The sequence below is a fragment of the Shinella yambaruensis genome (assembly GCF_050859155.1).
In the GTDB taxonomy this organism is placed as follows: Bacteria; Pseudomonadota; Alphaproteobacteria; order Rhizobiales; family Rhizobiaceae; genus Shinella; species Shinella yambaruensis.
The window spans coordinates 159,173-178,662 of the sequence record NZ_CP150639.1; the positions used below are offsets into that span (position 1 = coordinate 159,173).

Sequence of the window (19,490 nt, forward strand, 5' to 3'; positions counted from 1 at the left end):
GTTAACCTCCAGGTCGCGGGTTCGAATCCCGCCGGGTCCCCCAACCATGGACCCGTAGCTCAGCGGATAGAGCGGGTCGTTTCACCACACCTCGTCGTCACGGACGAACGACATGGGCAAGAAGGCTATTGCCCATGGAAGACTTGCAGCGGCGAATGCCGGACGGAACTACAGCCACCACCGTTGGATGGTCTGGCAGGTTCGACTCCTCCTGGGCATACGCTCTCTGGCACGAGCGGGGCCATCCGGTTTCGTTCATCCTCGTCGCCGCTGCAAGGGCTTGCATAGGGAATGCCCGGCGAATGCCGGTGGGACTACAGGTAAGAGCGGCTCGCCGGATATCCGGCGTGCAGGTCGGATGTTCGATCCATCCCGCATGTTCGTCAGGATGTGCGTAGCTCAGAAACCGTCCCGCCAAGGTTCGTCGCCGGGATGGCAAGAGGCCCCGGGCGAATGCTGCGGAGGACTACATGGGCCGCATCGCGCCATGCAAATGGAATGCGTGCGGAAACGTCTTCCGCCTGAATTTGTCGCCCGGGGACAGGAAACTCGATGGATAGAAGGACTGCAGAAGCAGAAGAAACGATGAAACAGGTAGTAAGCGGGCAGGATCTGATCGATGCGGGCATGCCCCAGGGCAAGTGGTTCCGCGATGCGCTGGACGCCGCCAACACGGTCTTGAGCGAAGGCGGTTCGATGGAGGGCGCGCTGGAAGCGGCACGCGCCTTCCAGCCGGGCCCGACGCTTGCGCTGAGGGCGGACAACGATATCGAGATCTATTCCAACATCCGCGCGGAAAACGCCTTCGAGCAGGACAATGTGGAGAAGGTCAATGCGACGATGCGGGCGCTGGTGCGCACGCCCGTGGTGCGCTCGGCGGCGATCATGCCCGATGCCTGCCCGGCAGGCCCGATCGGGACGATCCCGGTCGGCGGCGTCGTCGCATCCGAGGCGATCCACCCCGGCATGCATTCGGCCGATATCTGCTGCTCGATGGCGATCTCCATCTTCCCGGATGTCGATCCGAAGGCCCTGCTCGACGCCGTTCATGCGGTGACGCATTTCGGTCCGGGCGGGCGCCCGCGCGGTGGGCAGTTCAAGCCCTCGCAGGCGACGCTGTCCGCCTTCCAGCAGAACCCCTACCTGCGGGACGGCGCCCTCAGCGCCGGCATCGAGCACTTCGCGACGCAGGGCGACGGCAACCACTTCGCCTATGTCGGGACGATGAAATCGACGGGTGAAACGGCGCTCGTCACCCACCACGGGTCGCGGGCACCGGGCGCGCGCCTCTACGACAAGGGCATGAAGGTCGCCAATCGCTTCCGCGAGCAGCTGTCGCCGCAGACGCATCGGGAAAACGCCTGGATTCCCGCCGATACCGAGGAGGGCGACCTCTACTGGTCGGCGCTCCAGACGATCCGCCAGTGGACGAAGGAGAACCATTACGTCCTGCACGACATGGCTGCGGAAAGGCTCTCGGCCAAGGTGGCCGACCGCTTCTGGAACGAGCACAACTTCGTCTTCCGCAAGTCCGACGGGCTCTTCTACCACGGCAAGGGAGCGACGCCGGCCTTCGACAAGTGGGCAGAGGATGCGACAGACCTGACGATCATTCCGCTCAACATGGCGGAGCCGATCTTGATCGTTCGCGGTTCCAATGCCGCCCATGGCCTCGGATTCTCGCCGCATGGCGCCGGCCGCAATTTTTCCCGCAGCGCCCATATGCGGCGCCTTGCGGAGGAATACGGCGCCGATGCCCGCGGCCTGAGCCCGAACAACCTGGCGGATGTGCTGAAAAAGGAGACGGCGGGGCTGGACGTCCGCTTCTTCTCCGGCTTCGCGGATGCTTCGGAGCTGCCGAGTGCCTACAAGTCCGCCGCCAATGTGCGCGCCCAGATCGAGCACTATGGCCTCGCCGAGGTGGTCGACGAGGTCGTGCCCTTCGGGAGCATCATGGCCGGGGACTGGCAAAGGGACGCGCCGTGGCGGAAGAGGCGGGAAAGGCGTTGAGTGACGACGCGCCGGCCGTCGCCCTTGTGGCGGCGGTCGGTGCGATGACGGTTGAAACGGGACAGAATTCGCGTATAAGCGCCGGCAGTGTGTTTCTGGAAAGGGAGCGGATCGATGCAGAACATCTCCTCACGCCCCATCGGGGTTCCGGTCTGACTCAGCCTGGCTGAGGAGGATCGTTCGACCTGCCGTATTCGACGGCGGACACGAGCACCTATCCAGAGTTCTATCATGGGCACTTTTTTCGGGGACACGTCTGTCCCCACCCAGCCGGCATGCGCGCCGGCGACTATCCATCACTATTTCTCGGACGAAAGCTGGATCGAGGGCGCCGCGCTCGATCAGCTCGACAGGATGGCGCGCCTTCCGGGCGTCAGAAGCATCGCGGCCTTCCCGGATCTCCATCCGGGCAAATACGGTGCGACAGGTGTCGCGCTCCTGTCGGACAGGCTGCATCCGCTGCTCGTCGGCAACGACATCGGTTGCGGCATGTCCCTGTTCGAGCTCGATCTTCCATTGCGGAAGCTGAAGCTCGACAGGGCGGCAAGCCGTCTCCGGCGGTTCGACGCGCTTGCGGTCGACGATGCTGCCGGGCGCCTCGACGGTGTCGGCCTTCCGGGCGATCTCTTCGCGGATGCGCTGGGAACGATCGGCGGCGGCAATCACTTCTGCGAGCTGCAGGCGGTGGAGAGCCTCTCCTCGCCGGTATCCGGCATCGGCCGCCAGGGCCTTTACCTGCTCGTCCATTCGGGTTCCCGCGGCTTCGGAGCAGCTGTCCTGTCCGACAGTCTCTCGGCCGAACCGGACCTGATGTCGGGGCTCGATGCCTCGTCTCCGGCCGGCCTCCATTGGCTCGGCAGGCATGATCAGTGTGTTGCCTGGGCCTCGCTCAACCGCATCCTCATCGCCGAGAAGGCGGCCTCGGCGCTTGGCGCCGATTGCCGCCTGGTGACCGACGTGCCGCATAATCTCGTTCGCCGGAGCGGGAAGGGCTATGTCCACCACAAGGGCGCGGCGGCCGTCGATCCCGGCATGATCGCCCCGCTCGCAGGGTCGCGCGCGACGCTGAGCTACATCGTGCGGGCCACGGAAAAGGTCGCCAGTTCGCTGGGCGGCATATCGCACGGTGCGGGGCGCAAATACGACCGTGCCACCATGCACGGCCGCGTCGGCCGGACCCGCTCCGAGCGGGACGACCTCCTGCGCAATGCCTGGGGTGGCATCGCCATATGCGACGACCGCGCGCTCGTCATCGAAGAGGCGCCCTCCGCCTACAAGGATGCAGGGCAGGTGGTGGCTGATCTCGTGGCGGCGGGCCTCGTCGAAAGCCTGGCCGCCATGCGGCCGCTCGTCACCTACAAGAAGGCGGTCGACGAGGAGGGGCGTGCCCGCCGTCCGGACAAGCCGGATCACCGTCAGACGGGGAGGCGCAAGCATGACCGCTCTTGATCTGCTGATCACCGCCGGCAACGGTCCTGCCGAATGCCGCATCGCCGTCAGGGCGTGCCTCGATATCCTGGAAAAGGAAGCGGCGGCGCGTGGCTGCCTCTTCGAGGTCAGCATGGGGGTCATGCCGGACCGTCACGGCCCGAAATCCGCCCTCGTCAGCCTGGAGGGCGACGCGGCACCGTGCATGGCCGCGGAGTTCTGCGGCACCGTGAAGTTCCTGTTCAAGAGCCCGGTGCGTCCGGGCCACAAGCGGCAGAACTGGTTCGTCTGCGTACAGCGTGTCGACCTTTCCGGCGGTGAGGACGTGGCGATCGATCCGCGCGACATCCGGTTCGAAACCTTGCGGGCCGGCGGACCCGGCGGCCAGCACCAGAACACCACGGACAGCGCCGTCCGGGCCATTCACATTCCAACCGGGCTGCGCGTCATCGCCCGCAACGAGCGATCCCAGCATCGCAACAAGGCGCTGGCGGTCAAGCGGCTCGCAGCCATGCTGCAGCATCTGGAGGACAGGAAGACGGACGCGGCAAAATCGGAACGCTTCATCGCCAACCGCTCGATCGAGCGGGGCAATGAAGTCAAGACGTTCAAGATCCAGCGGCCATAGACCGACGCTGGACCTGCAGAGGGGGGACGGCGACGGAGCATTTCCGCGATCAGAGGAAAAGCGGAAATGCTCCAATCGGCTGCGGCTTCACGACATGATCAGCCCGCCGTCGACATTGATCGTCTGGCCGGTGATATAGGCGGCGTCCTCGGAGGCGAGGAAGGCGACGAGGGCGGCGACTTCGGCGGGGGTGCCGGCGCGGCCCATCGGGATGCCCTCGACCCATTCGGCCATCAGCTCGCCCGGGCCGTATTCGCCGAGCATCTTGCCCCAGACACGGTCGTTGTAGTCCCACATCTCGGTGTGGATGATGCCGGGGCAGATGGCGTTGGCGGTGATGCCTTCCCGCGCCAGCTCCTTGGCGAGGCTCTGCGTCAGGCCGACGACGCCGAATTTCGAGGCGGCATAGTGCGGGGTGTAGATGAAGCCCTGGCGGGCCTGGCCGGAGGCGGTGTTGACCAGGCGGCCCTTCGTGCCGCTGGCGCGGAAGCGGCGGATCGCCTCCTGGCAGCACAGGAACACGCCCTTGGTGTTGACGTCGAGGTTGAGGTCCCATTCGCGCTCGGTGAGGTTCTCCACCTTGGCGATGGTGATGACGCCGGCATTCTGCACGGAAACGGAGATCGCGCCGAGCTTCCCCTCGGCCTCGCCATAGGCGTCCTGCACGGCTTTCGCGTCGGTCACGTCGAGCGCAAGGCCGATCACCTCGGCGCCGGTTTCCGCGGCCAGCGCCTCGGCGGCCGCGGCTGTGTCCTTCTCGATCGCCGCGATGGCGACCCTCGCGCCTTCCTCGGCAAAGCGCTTGGCGATGCCGCGGCCGATGCCCTTGTTGCCCCCGGTGACGAATACCGTCTGGCCTGCGAAACGTCTCATGGTCTTCTCTCCATAATGCGCAGCAGGCCGTGGACTGGTCCGGGATGGATCAGGCCGTGAGCCGTGCCGCAGTGAACTTGTCGGTGACGAGCACATCGATGACGCCCAGCTTCAGGGCGCCGGCGATGGCCTCGGTCTTCGATTCTCCGCCCGCAAGGGCCATGACGCGGTTGGTCCTGCGCAGGTCCTCCAGCGAGATGCCGATGACGCGGTCGTTGAGCGGGGTTTCCACCGGTTTTCCGTCCCGGTCGTAGAAACGGTAGGAAATCTCGCCGACGGCGCCGGCCTCGTGCAGCATCGCCATTTCCTGGCGGGAGAAGGTGTTGCCGGACCGGGCCAGCATTTCGGACGGCTCCACCGCGCCGATGCCGACGATGGCGAGGCTGAGGCGGCCGAAGAGGTCCATCGTCTCGCGCACGGCCGGGTCGGCGAGCATGACGAGTTTCGCCTCGCGCGAGGAGGTGATGCCCTGGACGAGCAGGAGCCGCGGCTCGCCGCCGGTGAGCTTGGCAAGCCGCGCCGTCAGCTGCGTGGCGTGCATCTGCACCGAGGCATCGCCCATGCCGCCAAGGATCTGCACGATGTACTTTGCCTTGGCGTTCTTCAGCGGGTGGATGTTGTCCACCATGCGCAGGATGGTCTGGCTCCAGCTCGAGACGCCGATGATCTCGTCCTGCTGCAGGGTGACTTCGAGGAAATGGGCGGCAGCCTCGCCGATGCGGGCCATGATCGCGCCGTCGCGGTCCTCCGAACAGTCGATGACGATGGCTTCGGTCAGGCTGTAGCGCTCGCGCAGGGCCAATTCGAGTTCGGCGAAGGTGCCGGCGGGCGGGATGACCGTCGTTCGCACGATGTCTTCCTGCTCCGCGCGCTTCAGCATGCGCGAGACGGTCGCCTGCGACATGTGCATGATCTCGGCGATCTCCGCCTGCCGCTTGCCTTCGATATGGTACATCTGGGCGACGCGGGCGATCAGTCGCAGCTCGTTGAGCCTTCCCATAGGGTTCTCCATGAGTGAATTTTTATTCACTCATAGTGGATGGACCCGTTAGGGTCGAGCGGCAGATTGCGTCTTTCCAGACCGCAAGTCGTCGTGTGGCGTCGGAAGCACGCGGGGCGATGGCATTGGCGGCGCGCGGCAGGGCGGCGATGGCGGGGAGATCCGGCCAGACGCCGAGCGAGAGGCCGGCGAGATAGGCCGCGCCGAGCGCGGAGGCCTCGGGCGCATCGCACTGGATGACGGCGTGGCCCAACGTATCGGCGACGCATTGCATGAGGAAGGTGTTCCTGCTCGGGCCGCCATCGGCATGGAGCCGGCCGAGCGGCACCGGCGATTGTGCGGACATTGCCTTGAAGACGTCGTGCACCTGGAAGGCGATGCTGTCGGTCACCGCGCGGGCCATCTGGGCGCGGCTGGTGTTGAAGGTGATGCCGCAGAACAGTGCCCGCGCGTCGGAGTGCCAATAGGGTGCGCCGAGGCCGACGAAGGCGGGCACGAAGCCGGGGCCGCCGGGCTCGGCGGTGGCGGCAAGCTCGGTCAGGGCCTGCACGTCCGGCAGGCCGAGCATTTCGGCCATCCAGGGCAGCGAGGCGGCCGAGACCAGGATATTGCCCTCGAAGGCGTAGGTCGGCTTGCCGCCGATCGACCAGGCGATGGTCGTGGTGATGCCCTGTTCCGGCGCGATGAAGCGCGGCAGTGTGGTCATGATCGACGAGCCGGTGCCGAAGGTCACCTTGCCGTCGCCGGGATTGAAGGCGCCGTGGCCGAAGAGGGCGGCATGGCTGTCGCCGATGGCCGAGGCGATCGGGATGCCGTCGGCAAGGCCCGGCACGTTCCTCGTCACGCCGAAACGGGACGCGCTGTCGCGCACCTCGGGCAGGGCGGCCTTTTCGACGCCGAAGAGGGTGCAGAGCTCGTCGCTCCATTCCCGCCGGTTGAGGTCGTAGAGCTGGCTGCGCGCGGCGTTGGCGGCGTCGCAGGCATGGACCGCGCCGTCCGTGAAGCAGTGGATGAGCCAGGCGTCGATCGTGCCGAGCCGGACGGGACGTCCCTCGGGCACGCGGTCGAGCAGCCATTTCATCTTGGGGCCGGGGAACATCGGATCGATGGGAAGGCCGGTCAGCGCCTGGACGCGCGGCGCATGGCCCGCCGCGATCAGGTCGGCGCAGGCCAGCGCGCTGCGGCGGCACTGCCAGCTCACGACCGGGCCGAGCGGTCTTCCGGTCTCCGCATCCCAGACCGTGACGGATTCGCGCTGGTTGGAGATGGCGATGCCGAGGATATTTACCGCAGGACCTGCCGCAAGGCAGGCGGCGATGGCCTCCTGTACGGATTCCCAAAGGCGTTGCGGGCTTTGCTCCACCCAGCCCGGCTGCGGATGCTCGATGCCGACGGGAGATGCGCCGCGGGCCAGGATCGCGCCGTCCGTGGAGACGAGCACGGCCTTCGAATTCGTGGTGCCCTGGTCGATGGCGAGGATGGCGGTCGTCATGGCGGCTCCGGTAAGCAGGAGTTGGAGGGCGCGGCGAAAGGGAGGTCTTGCCGCGCCCCGGCACGAAATCTAGCCCCGCACAATCACGTGCGGGAAGATTTTCGCGCGATCAGGGCGATGGCCGCCTCGGCGATGGCGGCGGGCGACATGCCGAACTCGTCGAGCAGGAATTCGGCCGAGCCGGTGGGGGCGAAAATGCCGGGCACGCCGAGGATCTTCATCGGCACGGGGGCCTCCGCCACGACGACCTCCGCGATGGCGGAGCCGAGGCCGCCGAAGGTGGAATGCTCCTCCGCCGTCAGGATGGCGCCGGTCTCGCGTGCCGCGGCCACCACGGCCTCGACGTCGATCGGCCGGACGGTCGCCATGTTGAGGACACGCGCCTCGATGCCCTTCTCGGCGAGGATGGCTGCGGCCTTCACCATGCGGTGGGTCAGCGTGCCGTTGGCGATGAGGGTGACGGCATCGCCGTCGTGCAGCAGGTTGGCCTTGCCCAGCGTGAAGGTGTGGCCGACCGGCAGCAGGTCCGGCACGCCGACGCGCGAGAGGCGCAGGAAGACCGGGCCGTCATACCTGGCGGCCCATTCCACGACGGCGGCCGTCTCGATGGAATCGCAGGGCGCGATGACCGGCAGGTTCGGCAGGACGCGCGTCCAGGCGAAATCCTCGATGGAATGGTGCGTCGGGCCAAGCTCGCCATAGGCCATGCCGGAGGAGATGCCGACGAGTTTCACATTGGCGTTGGAATAGGCGATGTCGGCCTTGATCTGCTCCAGCGACCGGCCGGTCAGGAAGCAGGCGGCGGCGCAGACGAAAGGCAGCAGCCCGCCATTGGCAAGGCCGGCGCCGACGCCGACGAGGTTCTGCTCGGCGATGCCGACATTGACGAGGCGTTCGGGCCATCTCGCCTTGAAGCCGCCGAGCTTGGAGGAGCCGACGGAATCGTTGCAGACGGCCACGACCTTGGGATTGTCGGCGCCGAGGCGCTCCAGCACGGCGACGAAGGCGTCGCGGCAATCGTGAAGCTTGGCGGAAGGGGTCACGGCGTTCATCAAAGGGCCTCCGAAAGCTCAGCCACGGCAATTTCGTATTGTTCGGCATTGGGCACCTTGTGGTGCCAGTCGACCTTGTCCTGCATGAAGGAAATGCCGTGGCCCTTGTTGGTGTGGGCGACGATGCAATGCGGGCGGCGCCCACGCTTTTCCAGCGCCGGAACGATCTCGTCCATGGCATTGCCGTTGATCTCGGTGACATCCCAGCCGAAGGCTTCAAGCTTGGCGGGGAAGGGCGCGAGGTTGTTGGTGTCCTTCAGCGAGGCACCCTGCTGGAAGCGGTTGTGGTCGATGATCAGCGTCAGGTTGTCGAGGCCGAACTGTGCGGCCGAGGCGATCGCCTCCCAGTTCGAGCCTTCCTGCATCTCGCCGTCGCCCGTCAGCACGTAGACGCGGTAGGTCGCGCCGGTCAGCTTGGCGGCCTTCGCCATGCCGACCGCGACCGGCAGGCCATGGCCGAGCGGGCCGGTATTGGTCTCGACACCCGGCACCTTGTTGCAGTTCGGGTGGCCGTTGAGCCGCGAATGGGGCTTCAGGAAGGTCGCGATCTCCTCTTCCGGAATGAAGCCGCGCCTGGCGAGCGTCACGTAGAGCGCCAGTGCCACATGCCCCTTGGACAGCACGAAGCGGTCGCGATCCGGCCGTCTCGGCGCCTCGGGGGAGACGTCGAGGACGCGGAAGTAGAGCGCCGTCAGGATGTCGATGGCGGACATTTCCCCGCCGATATGGCCTGCGCCAGCTTCAAAAACCGCTTGCAGATCGCGAAGGCGGATCTGGCGAGCGATGCGGTCGAGATCGTTCGGCTGCATGAAACCCTCGTTGTGAATAAATATACAGTGATACATATATTTGCATGGACGCCGAACAAGTCAAGCGAAAATACCATCAGTAGTCACTAAAGAATTCGGAAATGGCGCCTTGACACGCTCCGCCTGGATGCGTTACGAATTTACACACACTAATGAATATTTATGCGTTAAGCGAAACGCGAGGCGGAGACCGGTCGGGAGGAGTGCTCATGGTGGCGGATGTGAAGGAAAGACGCGGGGTGGCCGGTATTGCGCTGCCCTCGCTGCGCGGCGCCACGGGGCCGCTGATCGGCCTCATCGTGCTGTGCCTCTTTCTCACCTTTGCGACGGACAAGTTCCTGTCGGTGCGCAACTTCCTCAACGTGCTCGACCAGATCACGGTGCTCGGCGTCATGGCCGTGGGCATGACGATGGTCATCCTGATTGGCGGCATCGACCTTGCGGTCGGCTCGGTCATGGCGCTGGCCATGATGGTGCTGGGCTATCTCAACGTCGTCGCCGGCTTGCCGATGGGGATCGCCATTCCGCTCGCCCTCTTCGTTGCCGCCCTCAACGGGCTCGTCGCGGGTCTTCTGATCACGCGCTTCAACGTGCCGGCCTTCATCGCGACGCTTGCCATGATGTCGATCACGCGCGGCCTTGCGAACATGATCACCGACGGCCAGCAGATCATCGGCTTTCCGGCCTGGTTCAATATGATGGCCATCGTGCGCTTCGGCGGCTTCCTGACGCTGACTGTCGCCGTGATGATCGTCGTCTTCATCGTCGGCCTGCTCTACCAGCGCTACCGCCATGGCGGGCGCGTGCTCTATGCCATCGGCGGCAATGCCGAGGTCGCGCGCCTTGCCGGCATCAACGTCCAGCGCGCCACCGTGCTCGTCTATGTCGTGTGCAGCTTCCTTGCCGGCCTCTCCGGCATGGTGCTCGCCGCCCGCCTCGACTCCGTCCAGCCGTCCTCGGGCGTCTCCTACGAACTCGACGCCATCGCGGCGGTCGTCATCGGCGGCACCTCGCTTTCGGGCGGCACGGGCGGCATCGGCGGCACGATCATCGGCGTCCTCATCATCGGCGTGCTGCGCAACGGCCTCAACCTGCTCAGCGTCTCGCCCTTCATGCAGCAGGTCATCATCGGCGCGGTCATCGTGCTCGCCGTGACGGCGGAGACCTACCGCAAGCGCAAGTAACCCCGTTCACCCCCGCCGCCGGCGGGGTGGCGAAAACGGCCCGCAATGGTGCGGGCCGGCAAAAGGAAGGCGGCTTCCTGCAGGGGCGGGGGCTGCCGGGCAAACCGGAGGAGAAACCATGAAACTGTCCAGACTGCTGATCGCGGCAAGCGCCGCGTCCGTCCTCGCGCTTCCCGCATCCGCGGCCGAGGTCAAGAAGATCGGCCTCGCGGTGCCGAACCTGCAGGCCGACTTCTTCAACCAGATCAAGCTCGGCGTCGAGAAACATGCCAAGGAAAAGGGCATCGAGGTGGTCGTGGTCGATGCCAAGAACGACACCAACACCCAGGTCAGCCAGGTTCAGGACCTGATGACGCAGGACATCGACGCCTTCATCTACATCCCGGCCGGTGCCGCCGCCGCCGCCGTGCCGACCCGCCTTGCCCGCGAGGCCGGCATTCCCGTCATCAACGTCGACCGCACGCCCGAGGGTGCCCCGGGCGACACGTTCATCGCCGGCGAGAGCGTCGAATCCGCTTATGAAGTCTGCAAGTACATCATCGGCAAGGCGGGCGGTTCGGGCAAGATGGCGATCATCCACGGCCAGAAGGGCACGACGCCGGAAGTCGACCGCTTCACCGGCTGCAAGCGCGCCATCGACGAGAACCAGGGCGTCGAACTGGTCGACCAGCAATGGAGCAACATGTGGTCGGCCGACGAAGGTTTCACGATCGCCCAGAACATGCTGCAGGCGAATCCCGACATCACGATCATCTTCGGCCAAGCCGACGGCCTCGCGATGGGCGCGGCCAAGGCGGTCGACGTCGCCAACCTCTCCGACAAGGTGATCATCGGCGGCTATGACGGCGATGTCTCGGCGCTCGAATACCTCGCCAAGTGCACGGGCCCGTTCATCGCCACCGCGACGCAGAGCACGCAAAAGATGGGCGTTCTCGCCGTCGAATCCGCGCTCGCCGTCGCTGCCGGCGAGAAGGTCGAGGAGCGCCAGACGCCGAACGCCGTGCTGACGACCTGCGAGAACGCGCCGGAATTCGTCAAGGTCCACCCGTAACAGCACGAAGGCAGCAGCGCCATGACGAACCGCTCTCCCACCCTGTCGCTCCGCGGGATCCAGAAATCCTACGGTCCGATCAAGGTCCTCCACGGTGTCGATCTCGACATCCATCCGGGAGAGGTCGTGGCGCTGCTCGGCGAAAACGGTGCCGGGAAATCGACCCTGTCGAACATCATTTCCGGCACCGTCCAGCCCTCCGCCGGAGAAATGACCTGGCTCGGCAAGCCCTACGCCCCCGCCAATCCCCGCGCCGCCATGGACGAGGGGGTCGGCATGATCCACCAGGAACTCAAACTGCTGCCGAAGCTTTCGATTGCCGAGAACGTCTTCGTCGGCCGCTATCCCATGAAATCCGGCCGGCTCGACCGCAAGACGATGGAGGACAAGGCACGCGCCGGCCTCCAGCGCCTCGGGCTCGACGTCTCGCCCGACCGCCCCGTCGAAGGGCTTTCGACGGGAAAGCAGCAGCTCATCGAAATCGCCAAGGCGCTGACGCTCAACGCGCGCCTGCTCATCCTCGACGAGCCGACCGCCGCGCTGGGCGGCGAGGAGACGCAGGCGCTGTTCCGTCAGATCGAGCGCCTGAAATCCGAAGGCGTCGGCATCATCTACATCTCGCACCGGCTGGAAGAGATCCGCCAGATCACGGACCGCATCGTCGTCATGCGCGACGGCGCCAAGGTGCAGGAATTCGATCGCGGCGACGTGCCGATCCGCACCATCGTCGAGGCCATGGTCGGCCGTTCGCTCGAACGCATGTTCCCCGCGCTCCCCGTCCCGGCGCAGGAGGTGGCGCTGGAGGTGCGCGGCCTTTCCTCGCCGTCGAAGGCGTTTCGCGACATCAACTTCTCCGTCCGCAAGGGCGAGGTCTTCGGCATTGCCGGCCTGATGGGCGCCGGCCGCACGGAGCTTGTCCGCGCCATCACCGGCGCGGACCCGATTTCCGCAGGCGAAGTGCTTTTGCACGGAAAACCCGTCACGCCGCGTTCGCCGATCGATGCGATCCGCAACGGCATCGTCCTCGTGCCCGAGGATCGCAAGCTCCAGGGCGTGGTGCTCGACCATTCGATCGCGGAAAACATCGGCTATGCCAATCTCGGGGAAATCGCCTGCAACGGCTGGCTCTCCACCCGCCGCATCCGCGAATTCGCCGAGGACTACATCAGGAAATTCGGCGTGAAGGGCCGCGGCGGGCAGAATGCCGGCGAGCTCTCCGGCGGCAACCAGCAGAAGGTGGTGCTCGCCAAATGGCTGGCGCGCAAGCCGCAGGTCGTGGTGCTGGACGAGCCGACGCGCGGCATCGACGTCGGTGCCCGCTCGTCGATCTACGATCTCATCATGGACCTGGCGTGCCAGGGCGTCGCCGTCATCGTGGTCAGCTCCGACCTCGAGGAGGTGCTCGGCGTCTCCAGCCGCATCATGGTCATGGCCCAGGGCAAGCAGGCCGGCATCCTGAACCGCGAGGACGCCAACGACGTCTCGGTCATGGAACTGGCAACGATCTGAACAAGGAAGAAATCATGTCCGACATCACGCTCAACGCGCCGAAACTGTTCGATCTCTCGGGCAATGTCGCCTTCGTCACGGGCGCCGGCAGTGGCATCGGCCAGCGCATCGCCATCGGCCTTGCCCAGTGCGGCGCCGATGTCGCGCTGCTCGACCGGCGCACGGACGACGGGCTTGCCCGGACGGCCGATTTCATCGCGCGGGCCGGGCGCCGCAGCATCCAGGTCGCCGCCGACGTCACCAGCGGCGCGGCGCTCGCCGAGGCCGTCGCCCGCACCGAGGCGGAGCTCGGCGCCCTCTCGCTCGCCGTCAACGCGGCCGGCATCGCCAATGCCAATCCGGCGGAGACGATGGAGGAAAGCCAGTTCCAGACGATGATGGACATCAACCTGAAGGGCGTTTTCCTGTCCTGCCAGGCCGAAGCGCGCGCCATGCTGAAGACCGGCCGCGGCGCCATCGTCAACATTGCCTCCATGTCCGGCGTCATCGTCAACCGCGGCCTCAGCCAGTGCCACTACAACGCCTCCAAGGCGGGCGTCATCCACATGACCAAGTCGATGGCGATGGAGTGGGTCGGCCGCGGCATCCGCGTCAACACGATCAGCCCCGGCTATACCGCGACGCCGATGAACACCCGGCCCGAAATGGTGCACCAGACGAAGCTTTTCGAGGAGCAGACGCCGATGCAGCGCATGGCCAGCGTCGACGAGATGGTCGGCCCCGCCGTCTTCCTGCTCTCGGATGCCGCGAGCTTCGTCACCGGCGTCGACCTTCTCGTCGATGGCGGCTTCTGCTGCTGGTGATTTTCCCGGGGCCGGCCGCACGCGGCCTCTTGCATCCCCCGGCGAAAATTCCTTATTTACGCCTGTTCTCAGGGCGGGGTGAAATTCCCCACCGGCGGTATCCGGAGCGATCCGGGAGCCCGCGAGCGCTTCCGTTGACGCGGAAGGTCAGCAGATCCGGTGCGATGCCGGAGCCGACGGTCACAGTCCGGATGGAAGAGGACATGTCTGCTAAACCGCCCTTTCCCGGGCGGTCGCGGGCCTGTTCGCCCAAGGGATTGAAACGCCGGCATCGGCAACCCTTGAAAGGCAATGAAATGGCACTCTCGAAAATTGAAGACGCAATCGCTGCTCTTGCGCGCGGTGGCATGATCGTCGTCGTCGACGACGAAAACCGGGAAAACGAGGGCGATATCATCGTGGCCTCGGATGCGGTGATGCCGGAGGCGATCGCCTTCATGATGAAACACGCCCGTGGCCTCATCTGCGTGGCGATGGAAGGCGGGCGGCTCGATGCGCTCGACATCCCGCTGATGGTTCCGCAGAACACGGAATATCTCCATACGGCCTTCACCGTCTCCGTCGATTACCTTCCCGGCACGACGACCGGCATTTCCGCAGCCGACCGCGCCGCAACCGTCAAGGCGCTCATGGACCCCGCGAGCCGCCCGGAAGACTTCGCCCGCCCGGGCCATATCTTCCCCCTGCGTGCGCATCCGCGTGGCGTGCGCGGTCGCCCGGGCCATACGGAAGCCGCCGTCGATCTTGCGCGCCTTGCAGGCAGGACCGCATCGGGCGTGATCTGCGAGGTCGCCAACGATGACGGCACAATGGCCCGGTTGCCCGAATTGATCGACTTTGCGGCAACCCATCGGCTGCCGCTGATCAGCATCGAGGACCTCATCGCCTACATCGCCGCGGGCCGCGACGATACGCCTGCGGTGGCCGCGTAGTTGTCCGGATATGGTCGCGCAGTCCCCGGTAAGGCGCGTTGCCGGCCCGTCAGTTCGTCCCGCCGATCTCGCTCGCCGTGCGCAGGAAGGCCTGGAATTGGTCCTCCGGCACGAAGGCGCCACCGGTGGTCCAGATGACGTGGGTTGCCTGGGCGAGCCGGTCGCCGATCTGCCGATGCGCGCAGAATTCCTTGCCCGCCGGGTGCTTCACGAGGAAGTCCGGGCCGGCGAAGCCGGCGGCGGCGGAGGGTTCGAGGCGCAGGTTCTGGCTCTGGTGGGCGCTCAGGAGCCAGCGGAAGAGGGACGGGTCGTCGACGGTGAAGACGCCGGCCAGCATGCGGCGCATGACGGTGGCGACGAAGGCCGACATGCGGGCGACGGCCATGCCGTCCGCCTCCGTGCGGTTGGTCAGGCCGACATCGTAGACGGAGACGAGATCCGCCGAACCGCTCATGAGATGGACCAGCGCGCAGGGCGATTGAACCGGCTCCACGAAGAAGCAGTGCACATCGTCGCCGAAGACCGTCTTCGCACCATAGGCGACGCCGCCCGGTGCGCCGCCGATGCCGCAGGGCAGGTAGAGGAACAGCGGATGTTCCGCATCGACGACGATGCCGCGGGCCTGGAGCTGTCCGGCAAGCTCCAGCGCGGCGACGCTGTAGCCGAGGAAAAGCTGCCGGGATTGCTCGTCGTCGACGAAGTAGATCGTCGGGTCGCTCTCGGCGGCGATGCGGGCATTTTCCACCGCCGTCGTATAGTCGGCGTCGTGCCTGACGACCGCGACGCCGAGCCGCGTCAGCCGCTCCACCTTCCACGCCTTGGCGTCGGCGGACATGTGGACCGTCGCCCGGAAGCCGAGCGCGCGGGCCGCGACGCCCACGCTGAGCCCCAGATTGCCGGTGCTGCCGACGGCGATGGTGTAGCGGGAGAAGAAGTCTTTCGCGTCCGGTCCGGCGAGGCGCCGGATGTCCTCGCCCGCTTTCAGCAGGCCCTCGCGCCGGGCCAGCCGTTCGGCGAACAGGAAGACCTCGTAGACGCCGCCGCGCGCCTTGATCGACCCGGCGACGGGGAGGGCGTTGTCCGCCTTGACGAGAAGGGTGCCGAATTCGGCGCCGTCATAGCCCAGCGCCTTGCGCATGGCCTCCAGCGGCACGAGGTCGGAGCGGATTTCGCCGTTCGTGGCTTGCAGTTCGGGGAAGCAGGCTTCCAGCAGGGGCGCGAGACGCCGCCAGTTCTCCCGCGCCTCGCCCACATCCGACGGCCGCACGGGAAGCGTCGCGTCCGCGATGGCGTTTTCCGTGTAGTGCGGGTTCGTCCAGAGCGTCGGGCGCGCCGCCAGCACATCGGAGCGGGCGGGATTGTCGGGGAGGTGGATGGCCATGTCGTGATCCTGCTTCGGGTGGGAGGCGCACGCCGCGCCATTGGCGGCGGCGTGCCGGTCTTCGGGGAGTAGCGATAGCCGCGGCGATCTCGACCTGGCAAGGCGCGTGCCGGGAATGACGCCTTTCACGGGTCTCGCGGCGGGCGGAGCCTATCCCATGCGCTCGGAGGCATAGGAGCCGGGCGAGGGCGGGAAGACGATGGTCCGGTTGCCGTTGAGGAAGACGCGGCCGTGGATATGGGCGTGGATGGCGCGGGCGAGCACCTGGCTCTCCACGTCGCGGCCGAGGCTGACATAGTCTTCGGCGCTCTGGGCGTGCGTCACGCGCACCGTGTCCTGCTCGATGATCGGGCCCTCGTCGAGGTCGGCGGTCACGTAGTGCGAGGTCGCGCCGATCAGTTTCACGCCGCGCTCGAAGGCCTGCTTGTAGGGATTGGCGCCCTTGAAGGACGGCAGGAACGAGTGGTGGATGTTGATGATCCGGCCCGACATCGTCCGGCACATCTCGTCGGAGAGCACCTGCATGTAGCGGGCGAGCACGATGAGCTCGGCGCCCGTCTCCTCGACGATGCGCATCTGCTCGGCCTCCGCCTCCGGCTTGTTCTCCTTCGTCACTTTGATGTGGTGGAAGGGGATGTCGTGGTTCACGACCACCTTCTGGTAATCGAAATGGTTGGAGATCACGCCGACGATGTCGATCGGCAGGGCGCCGATGCGCCAGCGATAGAGCAGGTCGTTGAGGCAATGGCCGAAGCGCGAGACCATGAGGATGACCTTGCGCTTGGTCGTCTCGTCGAAGAATTCGGCATCCGCCTGATAGGTCGCGGCGATCTCGGCAAAGCCCTCGCGCAGCGCTTCCAGCGTGCGGCTCTCCTCGGACTGGAAGCTGACGCGCATGAAGTAGCGGCCGGTGCTCTTGTCGTCGAACTGGGCGCTGTCGGAGATGTTGCAGCCGTTGGCGGAGAGGTAGGTGGCGATCGCGGCCGTCACGCCCCGGATCGAGGGGCAGGCGACGCGCAGGGCATAGCGGTTGGAAAGGGCGGACATTGGCGATTCTTTCGGGTCGATCAGTCGATAGGGATGGAATGCTGGCGGCCGAAGGCCGTGAGCGTGTTGGAGAGCAGGCAGGCGATCGTCATGGGGCCGACGCCGCCCGGAACGGGCGTGATCGCGCCGGCCACATGGCGGGCCTCCTCGAAGGCGACATCGCCGACGATGCGCGGCTTGCCGTCGATCTCCACCCGGTTGATGCCGACGTCGATGACGGTGGCGCCCGGCTTGATCCAGTCGCCGCGCACGAGGCCTGGCCGCCCGACCGCGACGACGAGAATATCGGCGGCGCGGCAGAGTTCCGGCGTGTTGCGCGTGCGCGAATGGGCGATGGTCACCGTGCAGTTTTCCGAAAGCAGCAGCTGCGCCATCGGCTTGCCGACGATGTTCGACTTGCCGACCACCACGGCGTGCAGGCCGGAAAGATCGCCGCCGAGCCGGTGCTTCAGCAGCATCAGGCAGCCGAGCGGCGTGCAGGGCACCAGCGCCGGCTGGCCTGTGGAGAGGCGCCCGGCATTGGAAACGTTGAAGCCGTCGACATCCTTGTCGGGATCGATGCCCTGGATGACGGCACTGGCGTCGAGATGAGGCGGCAGGGGCAGCTGGACGAGGATGCCGTGCACCGCAGGATCGCCGTTGAGCCGGCCGATCAGCGCCATCAGTTCGTCCTGCGTCGTGTCTGACGCAAGCTCGTGCTTGAAGGAATTCATGCCGGCGGCGGCCGTCTGGCGATGCTTCGAGCCGACATAGACGGCACTGGCGGGATCGCTGCCGACGAGGACCACGGCGAGGCCCGGCACGGCGCCGGTCGCGGTCTTCAGCCGTGCGACCTTCACCGCGACGTCGTCCAGCAGGCCGGCCGCGAACATCCTGCCGTCGATGATCGCACCGCCGGCGCCCCTGTCCATTCCCATGACGTTCCCTTTCGCATCATCCAAGGCCCGGCTCGGGCCGGAACGAGGGGCGCGTGGCGCGCCCCCTTCTGTCAGTCCGGATCTCTCGCGCTCAGTGCGCGTAGACCGGGAAAGCTGCCGTCAGCCTGGCCACCTTGGCCTTCGCGCCGTCGACGACGTCGTCCGCCGTGCCGGCGGCTTCCGCCTCGATGAGGTCGGCGATGATGGTGCCGAGCGTGCGGAACTCCTCTTCCTTCATGCCGCGCGTGGTGGCGGCGGAGACGCCGAGGCGCATGCCGACCCATTCCGGCGGGCGCGGGCTGTCGCCCGGGATCGGGTTCTTGTTGGCGGTGATGTTGGCGCGCGCCAGGAGGTCTTCCGCCTGCTTGCCGATCAGGCCCTTGCTCGACAGGTCGACCAGCACGATGTGGGTGTCCGTGCCGCCGGAGACGATGCGCACGCCGCGGTCGATCAGGGTCTCGGCAAGGGCGCGGGCATTGGCCTTGACCTGCGCGGCGTAGACCTTGAAGTCATCCTGCAGCGCTTCGCCGAGGCAGACGGCCTTGGCGGCGAGCACGTTGCTGTGCAGCGAGCCCTGGACGCCCGGGAAGACAGCGGCCTGCAGCTTCTTGAACCAGGCCTCGTTGTTGGTGAGGATCAGGCCGCCGCGCGGGCCGCGCAGCGTCTTGGTCGTGGTGCAGGTGACGATGTCGGCATGCGGGAAGGGCGAGGGGTGGGCGCCGCCCGCGACGAGGCCGGCGATATGCGCCATGTCGACGAGGAACCAGGCACCGACCTTCTTGGCGATCCTGCCCATGCGCTCGAAGTCGAGTTCGCGCGGATAGGCCGAGCCGCCGGTGATCAGCAGCGTCGGGCGGACCTCTTCGGCGATGCGCTCCAGCGCGTCATAGTCGATGACCTCGGTTTCCGGGTCCACGTTGTAGTTGTGCGATTCGAACCAGCGGCCCGACAGGTTGCCCTTCATGCCGTGCGACAGGTGGCCGCCGGCGGCCAGATCGAGCGAGAGGACCTTGTCGCCCGGCTTCAGCAGCAGGAAGAAGACGGCGAGGTTGGCCTGCGTGCCCGAATGGGGCTGGACGTTGGCATAGGCGCAGCCGAAGAGCTGCTTGGCGCGGTCGATCGCCGCCTGCTCGACGATGTCGACGAACTGGCCGCCGCCGTGGAAGCGGTTGCCCGGATAGCCTTCCAGCGTCTTGTTGGTCATCTCGTGGCCGAGCGCGTCGAGCACGGCGCGGCTGACGATGTTCTCGGATGCGATGAGCTCGATCTGGTCCTGCTGGCGCTTGCGCTCGTTGTCGATGGCGCCGGCGACGAGCGGGTCGCGCTCGTGAACGGGGGCGTTGAAATAGGCTTTCGTCTGTTCGGTCATGACCA

General features: G+C 66.4%; 17 protein-coding genes and 1 riboswitch. Of the genes, 8 read left to right on the forward strand and 9 right to left on the reverse strand.

Annotated features, from left to right (window positions below):
- The first annotated feature begins 585 nt into the window (after window positions 1-585).
- The 3 genes from WMC41_RS23145 to prfH all read left to right on the forward strand — a co-directional run bounded on the left by WMC41_RS23145 (window position 586) and on the right by prfH (window position 4,066).
- Window positions 586-2,010, forward strand: a complete 1,425-nt coding sequence (locus WMC41_RS23145) for an RtcB family protein (RefSeq protein ID WP_432349047.1) — start codon at window positions 586-588, stop codon at window positions 2,008-2,010.
- A gap of 231 nt (window positions 2,011-2,241) precedes the next feature.
- Window positions 2,242-3,459 carry an RNA ligase RtcB family protein gene (locus WMC41_RS23150; RefSeq protein ID WP_432349049.1) on the forward strand — a complete coding sequence of 406 codons (1,218 nt, stop codon included), beginning with the start codon at window positions 2,242-2,244 and terminating at the stop codon, window positions 3,457-3,459.
- Window positions 3,446-4,066, forward strand: coding sequence for a peptide chain release factor H (gene prfH / locus WMC41_RS23155; protein ID WP_432349050.1), 621 nt, complete (start codon window positions 3,446-3,448; stop codon window positions 4,064-4,066). Before WMC41_RS23150 ends, prfH begins: the two co-directional genes overlap by 14 nt.
- A gap of 87 nt (window positions 4,067-4,153) precedes the next feature.
- Here the strand turns inward: prfH and WMC41_RS23160 are convergent, their stop codons facing one another.
- The 5 genes from WMC41_RS23160 to WMC41_RS23180 form a co-directional block, all read right to left on the reverse strand.
- The gene (locus tag WMC41_RS23160) at window positions 4,154-4,939 is read right to left on the reverse strand and encodes an SDR family oxidoreductase (protein ID WP_432349052.1); all 786 of its coding nucleotides are present in this window, start codon (window positions 4,937-4,939) and stop codon (window positions 4,154-4,156) included.
- A 49-nt stretch (window positions 4,940-4,988) separates the two neighbouring features.
- Window positions 4,989-5,939 carry a sugar-binding transcriptional regulator gene (locus WMC41_RS23165; RefSeq protein ID WP_272807669.1) on the reverse strand — a complete coding sequence of 317 codons (951 nt, stop codon included), beginning with the start codon at window positions 5,937-5,939 and terminating at the stop codon, window positions 4,989-4,991.
- Window positions 5,940-5,961: 22 nt separating this feature from the next.
- Complete coding sequence (locus WMC41_RS23170) at window positions 5,962-7,431, reverse strand: FGGY family carbohydrate kinase (protein ID WP_432349053.1); 1,470 nt, start codon at window positions 7,429-7,431, stop codon at window positions 5,962-5,964.
- Window positions 7,432-7,514: 83 nt separating this feature from the next.
- Window positions 7,515-8,483: a transketolase family protein gene (locus WMC41_RS23175; protein ID WP_432349055.1), complete on the reverse strand. Its 969-nt coding sequence runs from the start codon at window positions 8,481-8,483 to the stop codon at window positions 7,515-7,517.
- Window positions 8,483-9,292 (reverse strand): transketolase, encoded by an 810-nt coding sequence (locus WMC41_RS23180; RefSeq protein ID WP_288079173.1) that lies wholly within the window; start codon window positions 9,290-9,292, stop codon window positions 8,483-8,485. The genes WMC41_RS23175 and WMC41_RS23180 overlap by 1 nt, the downstream gene beginning before the upstream one ends.
- A 209-nt stretch (window positions 9,293-9,501) precedes the next feature.
- Here WMC41_RS23180 and WMC41_RS23185 point away from each other — a divergent pair, with 209 nt between their 5' ends.
- The 5 genes from WMC41_RS23185 to ribB all read left to right on the forward strand — a co-directional run bounded on the left by WMC41_RS23185 (window position 9,502) and on the right by ribB (window position 14,771).
- Window positions 9,502-10,476, forward strand: coding sequence for an ABC transporter permease (locus tag WMC41_RS23185; protein ID WP_244766304.1), 975 nt, complete (start codon window positions 9,502-9,504; stop codon window positions 10,474-10,476).
- Between the two features lie 118 nt (window positions 10,477-10,594).
- Complete coding sequence (locus WMC41_RS23190) at window positions 10,595-11,527, forward strand: substrate-binding domain-containing protein (protein WP_244766305.1); 933 nt, start codon at window positions 10,595-10,597, stop codon at window positions 11,525-11,527.
- A gap of 21 nt (window positions 11,528-11,548) precedes the next feature.
- Window positions 11,549-13,036 (forward strand): sugar ABC transporter ATP-binding protein, encoded by a 1,488-nt coding sequence (locus WMC41_RS23195; protein ID WP_432349057.1) that lies wholly within the window; start codon window positions 11,549-11,551, stop codon window positions 13,034-13,036.
- A gap of 14 nt (window positions 13,037-13,050) precedes the next feature.
- Window positions 13,051-13,839, forward strand: coding sequence for an SDR family oxidoreductase (locus tag WMC41_RS23200; protein ID WP_432349058.1), 789 nt, complete (start codon window positions 13,051-13,053; stop codon window positions 13,837-13,839).
- A 60-nt stretch (window positions 13,840-13,899) separates the two neighbouring features.
- A riboswitch (FMN riboswitch) is annotated at window positions 13,900-14,046 on the forward strand.
- An 89-nt stretch (window positions 14,047-14,135) separates the two neighbouring features.
- A complete protein-coding gene (ribB, locus tag WMC41_RS23205) occupies window positions 14,136-14,771 on the forward strand; it encodes a 3,4-dihydroxy-2-butanone-4-phosphate synthase (RefSeq protein ID WP_432349059.1) in 636 nt (211 codons plus the stop codon).
- Between the two features lie 49 nt (window positions 14,772-14,820).
- Here ribB and WMC41_RS23210 read toward each other — a convergent pair whose 3' ends face one another.
- The 4 genes from WMC41_RS23210 to glyA form a co-directional block, all read right to left on the reverse strand.
- Window positions 14,821-16,152, reverse strand: a complete 1,332-nt coding sequence (locus WMC41_RS23210) for a D-serine ammonia-lyase (RefSeq protein ID WP_432349061.1) — start codon at window positions 16,150-16,152, stop codon at window positions 14,821-14,823.
- Window positions 16,153-16,302: 150 nt separating this feature from the next.
- Entirely contained in the window at window positions 16,303-17,199 is an 897-nt protein-coding gene (gene purU / locus WMC41_RS23215) for a formyltetrahydrofolate deformylase (RefSeq protein ID WP_432349062.1), read from the reverse strand.
- 20 nt (window positions 17,200-17,219) lie between these two features.
- On the reverse strand, window positions 17,220-18,116 hold the full coding sequence (gene folD, locus WMC41_RS23220; RefSeq protein ID WP_432349064.1) for a bifunctional methylenetetrahydrofolate dehydrogenase/methenyltetrahydrofolate cyclohydrolase FolD: 897 nt from the start codon (window positions 18,114-18,116) through the stop codon (window positions 17,220-17,222).
- 91 nt (window positions 18,117-18,207) lie between these two features.
- Entirely contained in the window at window positions 18,208-19,485 is a 1,278-nt protein-coding gene (gene glyA, locus WMC41_RS23225) for a serine hydroxymethyltransferase (RefSeq protein WP_432349066.1), read from the reverse strand.
- Window positions 19,486-19,490: the final 5 nt, after the last annotated feature.

Bases quoted from the DNA above. Each gene is read 5' to 3' on its own strand.
- WMC41_RS23145 (WP_432349047.1), top strand. From the start codon at position 586: ATGAAACAGGTAGTAAGCGGGCAGGATCTGATCGATGCGGGCATGCCC.
- WMC41_RS23150 (WP_432349049.1), top strand. From the start codon at position 2,242: ATGGGCACTTTTTTCGGGGACACGTCTGTCCCCACCCAGCCGGCATGC.
- prfH (WP_432349050.1), top strand. From the start codon at position 3,446: ATGACCGCTCTTGATCTGCTGATCACCGCCGGCAACGGTCCTGCCGAA.
- WMC41_RS23160 (WP_432349052.1), bottom strand. From the start codon at position 4,939: ATGAGACGTTTCGCAGGCCAGACGGTATTCGTCACCGGGGGCAACAAG.
- WMC41_RS23165 (WP_272807669.1), bottom strand. From the start codon at position 5,939: ATGGGAAGGCTCAACGAGCTGCGACTGATCGCCCGCGTCGCCCAGATG.
- WMC41_RS23170 (WP_432349053.1), bottom strand. From the start codon at position 7,431: ATGACGACCGCCATCCTCGCCATCGACCAGGGCACCACGAATTCGAAG.
- WMC41_RS23175 (WP_432349055.1), bottom strand. From the start codon at position 8,483: ATGAACGCCGTGACCCCTTCCGCCAAGCTTCACGATTGCCGCGACGCC.
- WMC41_RS23180 (WP_288079173.1), bottom strand. From the start codon at position 9,292: ATGCAGCCGAACGATCTCGACCGCATCGCTCGCCAGATCCGCCTTCGC.
- WMC41_RS23185 (WP_244766304.1), top strand. From the start codon at position 9,502: ATGGTGGCGGATGTGAAGGAAAGACGCGGGGTGGCCGGTATTGCGCTG.
- WMC41_RS23190 (WP_244766305.1), top strand. From the start codon at position 10,595: ATGAAACTGTCCAGACTGCTGATCGCGGCAAGCGCCGCGTCCGTCCTC.
- WMC41_RS23195 (WP_432349057.1), top strand. From the start codon at position 11,549: ATGACGAACCGCTCTCCCACCCTGTCGCTCCGCGGGATCCAGAAATCC.
- WMC41_RS23200 (WP_432349058.1), top strand. From the start codon at position 13,051: ATGTCCGACATCACGCTCAACGCGCCGAAACTGTTCGATCTCTCGGGC.
- ribB (WP_432349059.1), top strand. From the start codon at position 14,136: ATGGCACTCTCGAAAATTGAAGACGCAATCGCTGCTCTTGCGCGCGGT.
- WMC41_RS23210 (WP_432349061.1), bottom strand. From the start codon at position 16,152: ATGGCCATCCACCTCCCCGACAATCCCGCCCGCTCCGATGTGCTGGCG.
- purU (WP_432349062.1), bottom strand. From the start codon at position 17,199: ATGTCCGCCCTTTCCAACCGCTATGCCCTGCGCGTCGCCTGCCCCTCG.
- folD (WP_432349064.1), bottom strand. From the start codon at position 18,116: ATGGGAATGGACAGGGGCGCCGGCGGTGCGATCATCGACGGCAGGATG.
- glyA (WP_432349066.1), bottom strand. From the start codon at position 19,485: ATGACCGAACAGACGAAAGCCTATTTCAACGCCCCCGTTCACGAGCGC.